Genomic DNA, 6,409 nt, shown 5'->3' on the forward strand with positions numbered 1-6,409 from the left:
TTCGGTTCGGGAAGATTTGCCCTACCCTGCCGCATGGGATTATTGAGGAGCTCGCATGACCAAACAAAACGCCTTTACTCGGGAAGACCTGCTGCGCTGCAGTCGCGGTGAGCTGTTCGGCCCAGGTAACGCGCAACTGCCCGCCCCGAACATGCTGATGGTGGATCGCATCACCCATATCAGCGAAGAGGGTGGCAAGTACGGCAAAGGTGAATTGGTCGCCGAGCTGGATATCACCCCGGACCTGTGGTTCTTCGCCTGCCATTTCGAAGGTGACCCTGTAATGCCAGGTTGCCTGGGCCTTGATGCCATGTGGCAACTGGTCGGTTTCTTCCTCGGCTGGCAAGGCTTGCCGGGCCGCGGCCGTGCCCTGGGTTCGGGCGAAGTGAAATTCTTTGGCCAGGTCCTGCCGACCGCCAAGAAAGTCACCTACAACATTCAGATCAAGCGCGTCCTCAAGGGCAAGCTGAACCTGGCCATCGCCGATGGTTCGGTGAGCGTCGACGGTCGCGAGATCTATACTGCCGAAGGCCTTCGGGTCGGCGTATTCACTTCCACTGACAACTTTTAAGGGTTATCCGCATGCGCCGCGTCGTTATCACTGGTCTGGGCATCGTTTCTTGCCTGGGCAATGACAAAGAGACCGTCACCGCTAACCTGCGTGCAAGTCGCCCTGGCATCCGCTTCAACCCGGAATATGCCGAAATGGGTCTGCGTAGCCAGGTTTCCGGCTCCATCGACCTGCCCCTCGAAGAGCTGATCGATCGCAAGATCTATCGCTTCGTCGGCCACGCTGCCGCCTACGCCTACCTGGCCATGAAAGACGCCATTGCCGACTCCGGCCTGAGCGAAGACCAGGTATCGAACGTACGCACCGGCCTGATCGCCGGTTCGGGCGGCGCATCCACCCTGAACCAGATGGAAGCGCTGGACATCCTGCGCGAAAAAGGCGTGAAGCGCGTTGGCCCGTACCGTGTAACGCGGACCATGGGCAGCACCGTTTCGGCCTGCCTCGCCACGCCGTTCGCCATCAAGGGCGTCAACTACTCGATCTCCTCGGCCTGCGCCACCAGTGCTCACTGCATTGGTACTGCGGTAGAGCAGATCCAGCTGGGCAAGCAGGACATCGTGTTCGCCGGCGGCGGTGAAGAAGAGCATTGGAGCCAGTCGTTCCTGTTCGACGCCATGGGCGCACTGTCCACCCAGTACAACGAAACCCCGGAAAAAGCCTCCCGCGCCTACGACGCCAAGCGTGACGGTTTCGTCATCGCCGGCGGCGGCGGCATGGTGGTGGTCGAGGAGCTGGAACACGCTCTGGCCCGTGGCGCCAAGATCTACGCGGAAATCGTCGGCTACGGCGCGACATCCGACGGCTACGACATGGTTGCGCCAAGCGGCGAAGGTGCCATCCGTTGCATGCAGATGGCCATGTCCACCGTTGATACCCCAATCGACTACCTGAACACCCACGGCACCTCGACTCCGGTCGGCGACGCCAAGGAAATGGAAGGCGTGCGCGCGGTATTCGGCGACAAGGCCCCGGCCATCAGCTCCACCAAGAGCCTGTCGGGTCACTCCCTGGGCGCCGCCGGCGTTCACGAAGCGATCTACTGCCTGCTGATGATGGAAGGCAACTTCATGGCCGGCTCGGCCAACATCGACGAGATCGACCCGGTCGTCGCCGATATGCCGATCCTGACCAAGACCGTTGAAAACGCCAAGATCGACACCGTGATGAGCAACAGCTTCGGCTTCGGTGGCACTAACGCCACCCTGGTGCTGAAACGCTGGCAGGGCAAGTAAGACCTGTAGCTTGATCCACTGAAAAAGCCCCGACTGGTTCGGGGCTTTTTTATGGGCAACTGAATGAGACCGAGTCGCCTGCATCGGGGGCAAGCCCCCTCCCACACTCGTGCGCATTCTTTGGGCAATATGGGAGAGCGCTTGCCTCCGATAGGCATAGGTATCTACACAACTCTCCAAGGCTTATACATAACTCTGTGGTGAGCGGGCTTGCCCCGCGCTGGGCTGCGAAGCGGCCCCAGCCCTACACCGAAAACCGCGCCACCATCGAATTCAAATCCACCGCCAACCGCGACAACTCCTGGCTCGCCGCACTCGTCTGGTTAGCCCCGGCAGACGTCTGATGCGCCAGATCACGGATATTCATCAAGTTACGATCCACTTCACGCGCCACCGCCGCCTGCTGTTCCGACGCACTGGCGATCACCAGGTTGCGCTCATTGATCAGCGTGAACGCCGAGGCAATCGCCTCCAACGCTGTCCCCGCCGACTTGGCGATGTCCAGGGTGGAACGCGCCCGGGTATTGCTCTGCTGCATTGAGCTGACGGCCTGCTCCGTGCCCTGCTGAATCCCACTGATCATCTGCTCGATTTCCTGGGTCGACTGCTGAGTACGATGAGCCAGCGCCCGCACCTCATCGGCGACTACGGCAAAACCGCGCCCCGCATCACCTGCCCGCGCGGCCTCAATGGCGGCATTCAGCGCCAGTAGATTGGTCTGCTCGGCAATCGAGCGAATCACGTCCAGCACCTTGCTGATGCCATACACCTTCTGCGCCAAGTCTTCGACCTGGGTCACGTTGTCGGTCACATCGATAGCCAGCGCCTCGATTGACACGACGGTTTGCTGCACCTGCTCACGCCCTTGCTGGGCGATACGGTCCGACTCGCGGGACGCCTGGGACGTAGCCACCGCATTGCTTGCCACCTCCTCCACCGCCGCCGTCATCTGGTTGACCGCCGTGGCGGCCTGTTCGATTTCCTGGCTTTGCTGGTGCAAACCACGGGTGGCGTCCTCGGTGACGCAACTGAGCTCCTCGGAAGCCGATGCAAGCTGGTTCGATGACTCGGAGATACGCCGAATGGTGTCACGCAAGGTGTCTTGCATGCCCTTGAGCGCCCGCTGTAAGCGCGCGGGCTCGTCCTTGCCACTCACGATGATCTCCCCAGTCAGATCGCCGCTGGCGACGTTCTGGGCAACCTGGAGCGACTGCGCCAGCGGCAGCACGATACTGCGGGTCAGCCAGACCGCCAGGCCAATGGTAACCAGCGTGGCCAGGGCAACCATGGCGATGACCCAGGTTCGCGACTGGCTGAACACGTTCTGCGCCTGCTTCGCAGCCTCGTTGGCACTGGCCTTGTTCAGACTGCCCAGGGCGCGCAGGGTCAGCGCCATTTGATCGGCAAACTGGTTCATCTCGCCGTTGACCACCTGAATCGCGTCTTCCAGCCGATTGGCCTTGGACAGCATCACGACCTGTTCCTGGCGCTGTAGGTAGTGCTGTTGCTCGCCCTTGAAGCGGTCAAACAACACACGCTCCTCCGGCAGCACGATCAACGCTTCATACAGCTGTTCGGCGCTATTCAGGGCGGCTTTGGTCTCGGTGATTTTCTGCTCGTTCTGTGCCACGGCCTGGGGATCGCGACTGACCAGCAAGCGCAAGGTCAGCGCACGAATGCGCAGCACGTCCTGGCTTATCTCTCCCACCGCCATCACGCTCGGCAACCAGTTATTCTCCACCTGATCCGACTGCTGGCGCATATTGCCCATCTGCAGCAGCGCAAAGCCGCCCAGCGCAAATACCATCAATGCCAGCACGCCAAACCCCAAACCGGCGCGGGGGGCGATATTCAAACTTCTGATACTCATGCCTTGGTTCCTTCCAAATGCGCTGCATCCATTTGCAGCTGGCTGCTTTGAAAGGTATCGGCGCCTCAGGGCGTTTGCGTAAGACCAAAACGCGATATCAACGGGCAGCGCCATCGCGAGTGGTTTTGGGCAGGATCGCCAGGAAATTATCCTTCGCCACCTTGTGGGCTACATCCTCAGGAAGCGCGTCGAGGAAGGGATCAAAGCGGCGCATTTCCTTACCCAACTTGTTGAAACGCCCTACCACGTCCGAGCCCAGCATGAAGCGCTCCGGGAAGCGCTCCACCAGCTTTACCCACTCGGGCCTGGGCTTGCCCGCGTCGTCCAGCAAGTACGGCGTGAGCATGCTCCACGACAGGTCGATGTACAGGTTGGGGTAGGCCTCCAGCATGCGGCTCAATGTGGGCAGCAAGAAGTCCATCTGGACCTGATGCCGGTGAATCTCCTTGCTGGTGCCGGCATGGGCCCAGATAAAGCGGGTGTGCGGATGATTACGCAGCGGCTCTTCAACCTCAGCCAGGTACAACGGGTTGCGCTCGCGCTTGGAGGTGATGTTCGAGTGCAGCATCACCGGCAGGTCATTTTCGGCGGCCAGATGGTAGATGCGCGTCATCGCTTCGTTATTGGCGCGCGGAGTGTCGCCGGAGGTCAGCGCGGTGAGGTCATCGTGACGGGTGAACACCTCACCAATGCCCTGCCACAGCCCTGGATCAAGATCGAGCATGCGTTGGATATGGGCAGCCGAGTTCTTGTCGTTGGGGTTGAAACCGCTCAGAAACGGATGAAAATGCGGGCGCTGTTCAGGGGTAAGCTTGTTTACAGCCGCCGCGACGATCACGTCAGTGGCGCTGTACCAATAGGCATCGGCGTCGTCTCCGGCGTAGTAGCGCGGACGCTTGGGCTCGTCTTCGTGCCATTTCTTCGCCACGGGGATGCCGGAAATCATCACATGTTCGATGCGATTCTCGGCCATCGTCTTGAGCAATTTATCCATGCCCGCCGTTTCCTGGAAAAAATCCACGTAATGCAGGTGTGCATCGCTGTAGGCATAGTCGCGCGCCTGCACGGCAAGGCTAGTGGCGGCGAACAACAGGGCGAGACTCAGGCGGTTCCAGGGCACGGTAAAACCTCGATAAGGGCCAATACGGGTAGACCTTGCGCCCTGTGCCGGGGTTCATCGCGCAAAAACGCGGAACACTGAAGTGCCAGCATGCTCTATAACTGCATGACCTTCATCCTGCCACCCTGTGAGGTTTGCCATGCCTGTTACCGTGAACACACTGAACGCTGAAAACTTCCGCCACAGCGTCAACATCAACAACCACGAGTTGTTTACCGACCTGCCCAAGAGCCTGGGTGGCGACGACTCGGCGCCCTCCCCCCACGACTACTTCGATGCGGCGCTCGCATCGTGCAAGGCCTTGACCGTCAGGCTCTACGCCCAGAAAAAAGACATCCCGCTGACCGGCGTGACCGTGGAAGTCACCCACGACGCTGCCGAAGAGCAAAAGGGCAAATACAAACTCAACGTCAAGTTGACCCTCAAAGGTGTACTCACCGACGCGCAGCGCGATGAGCTGCATCGCGTGGCAGACAAATGCCCGGTGCACAAGCTGATGACCACTGCTGAAATCAGCATCGAGACCCAGTTGTCCGAAGGCGCCTTCAGCCAATAGCGGCAACCTCGCGTCGGGCGGGTTATGCTCAGCAGCATCTAACCCGCTCAGACTGGGACGCACCATGACCACCCTCACCGTGATCCGCCCTCGCCCCGAGGATGTCGAAGGCCAGCCAATCCTGCGTCCATTGCCCTCGCGAGAATGCCGCAGCGTCGGCCCATTTGTGTTCTTCGACCACATGTTGCACACCCGCTACGCAGCAGGCAGCGGCATGAATATCCGCCAACATCCGCATATCGGCCTGTCCACGCTCACCTACCTGTTCGAGGGCGCGCTGCAGCATAAAGACAGCCTGGGTTCCGATCAGGTGGTAGAAGCCGGCGATGTCAGCTGGATGACCGCCGGTAGCGCGATTGCCCACGTGGAGCGCACACCTCAGGCGCTCAAAGCCAGTGGTTTCAGCCTGCATGGACTGCAAGTGTGGCTGGCGTCGCCCAAGGATCATGAGACCGGGCCCGGCCATTACAGCCACCATGCAGCGGCGAGCTTGCCGGTGAGTGACAATCTGGGCGTGCAGATTCGCCTGATCGCCGGCACTGGGTTTTGCCTGAAATCACCGGTGCCGGTGCTGTCGCCCACGTTGTATGCCGAGGTGCAGATGCAGACGGCCACTACCCTGCTGATCCCGGACGAGCATGAGGAGCGGGCGGTGTATGTGCTGGATGGCGAGGCACAATTGGACGGTGAGGCGCTGGACGTGCATAGCTTGGTGGTATTGCCGATCGGGCAGGAGATGACGCTCTTTGCCGAGTCCGATTGCCACCTGATGGTATTCGGCGGTGCACCGTTGGATGGGCCACGGCGGATCAATTGGAATTTTGTGGCGAGTGATCCTTTGAGGATTGAACAGGCGCGGCAGCGTTGGGCGGCTGGGGATTGGCCGACGGTACCGGGTGAAACTGAAAGAATCGAGTTGCCGGTGAGATAGCTATCGGGGGCAAGCTGAACTGGCCTAATGATTTTGGACACTTCATTCGGGCGCTATGATAGCGCCCAAATTTGAGGTGTTTGGATATGCGTAAATCTTATTCGAGTGAGTTCAAGCTCAAGGCCGCCA

At 60.2% G+C, this 6,409-nt stretch carries 6 protein-coding genes and 1 pseudogene; 4 read left to right on the plus strand and 3 right to left on the minus strand.

Features of this window, described 5'->3' with window-relative positions; genetic code table 11:
- Nucleotides 1-55 precede the first annotated feature (55 nt).
- Both fabA and fabB read left to right on the plus strand, forming a co-directional pair.
- Entirely contained in the window at nt 56-571 is a 516-nt protein-coding gene (fabA, locus tag NDJ82_RS26940; RefSeq protein ID WP_010211704.1) for a 3-hydroxyacyl-[acyl-carrier-protein] dehydratase FabA, read from the plus strand.
- A gap of 11 nt (nt 572-582) precedes the next feature.
- On the plus strand, nt 583-1,803 hold the full coding sequence (gene fabB / locus NDJ82_RS26945; protein ID WP_012723103.1) for a beta-ketoacyl-ACP synthase I: 1,221 nt from the start codon (nt 583-585) through the stop codon (nt 1,801-1,803).
- Between the two features lie 244 nt (nt 1,804-2,047).
- Here the strand turns inward: fabB and NDJ82_RS27820 are convergent, their stop codons facing one another.
- The 3 genes and pseudogenes from NDJ82_RS27820 to NDJ82_RS26955 form a co-directional block, all read right to left on the minus strand.
- A complete protein-coding gene (locus NDJ82_RS27820; protein WP_371926547.1) occupies nt 2,048-2,911 on the minus strand; it encodes a methyl-accepting chemotaxis protein in 864 nt (287 codons plus the stop codon).
- Nucleotides 2,903-3,787 (minus strand): annotated as a pseudogene (locus NDJ82_RS27825) (MCP four helix bundle domain-containing protein); the annotation flags it as partial. The pseudogene NDJ82_RS27825 and the gene NDJ82_RS27820, both read right to left, overlap by 9 nt.
- Nucleotides 3,771-4,793, minus strand: a complete 1,023-nt coding sequence (locus NDJ82_RS26955; RefSeq protein WP_112194329.1) for an amidohydrolase family protein — start codon at nt 4,791-4,793, stop codon at nt 3,771-3,773. The pseudogene NDJ82_RS27825 and the gene NDJ82_RS26955, both read right to left, overlap by 17 nt.
- A gap of 139 nt (nt 4,794-4,932) precedes the next feature.
- Between NDJ82_RS26955 and NDJ82_RS26960 the strand changes: the two genes are divergently transcribed.
- The gene (locus tag NDJ82_RS26960; RefSeq protein WP_099586734.1) at nt 4,933-5,349 is read left to right on the plus strand and encodes an OsmC family protein; all 417 of its coding nucleotides are present in this window, start codon (nt 4,933-4,935) and stop codon (nt 5,347-5,349) included.
- Nucleotides 5,350-5,413: 64 nt separating this feature from the next.
- Nucleotides 5,414-6,280, plus strand: coding sequence for a pirin family protein (locus tag NDJ82_RS26965; protein WP_099586735.1), 867 nt, complete (start codon nt 5,414-5,416; stop codon nt 6,278-6,280).
- Nucleotides 6,281-6,409: the final 129 nt, after the last annotated feature.

The organism is Pseudomonas sp. SR18 (genome assembly GCF_023701505.1).
Classification (GTDB): Bacteria; Pseudomonadota; Gammaproteobacteria; order Pseudomonadales; family Pseudomonadaceae; genus Aquipseudomonas; species Aquipseudomonas cyclaminis.

What these genes read in the sequence shown, in the direction of transcription:
- NDJ82_RS26960 (WP_099586734.1), top strand. Translation starts at nt 4,933, where the DNA reads ATGCCTGTTACCGTGAACACACTGAACGCTGAAAACTTCCGCCACAGC.
- fabB (WP_012723103.1), top strand. Translation starts at nt 583, where the DNA reads ATGCGCCGCGTCGTTATCACTGGTCTGGGCATCGTTTCTTGCCTGGGC.
- NDJ82_RS27820 (WP_371926547.1), bottom strand. Translation starts at nt 2,911, where the DNA reads ATGCAAGACACCTTGCGTGACACCATTCGGCGTATCTCCGAGTCATCG.
- NDJ82_RS26965 (WP_099586735.1), top strand. Translation starts at nt 5,414, where the DNA reads ATGACCACCCTCACCGTGATCCGCCCTCGCCCCGAGGATGTCGAAGGC.
- fabA (WP_010211704.1), top strand. Translation starts at nt 56, where the DNA reads ATGACCAAACAAAACGCCTTTACTCGGGAAGACCTGCTGCGCTGCAGT.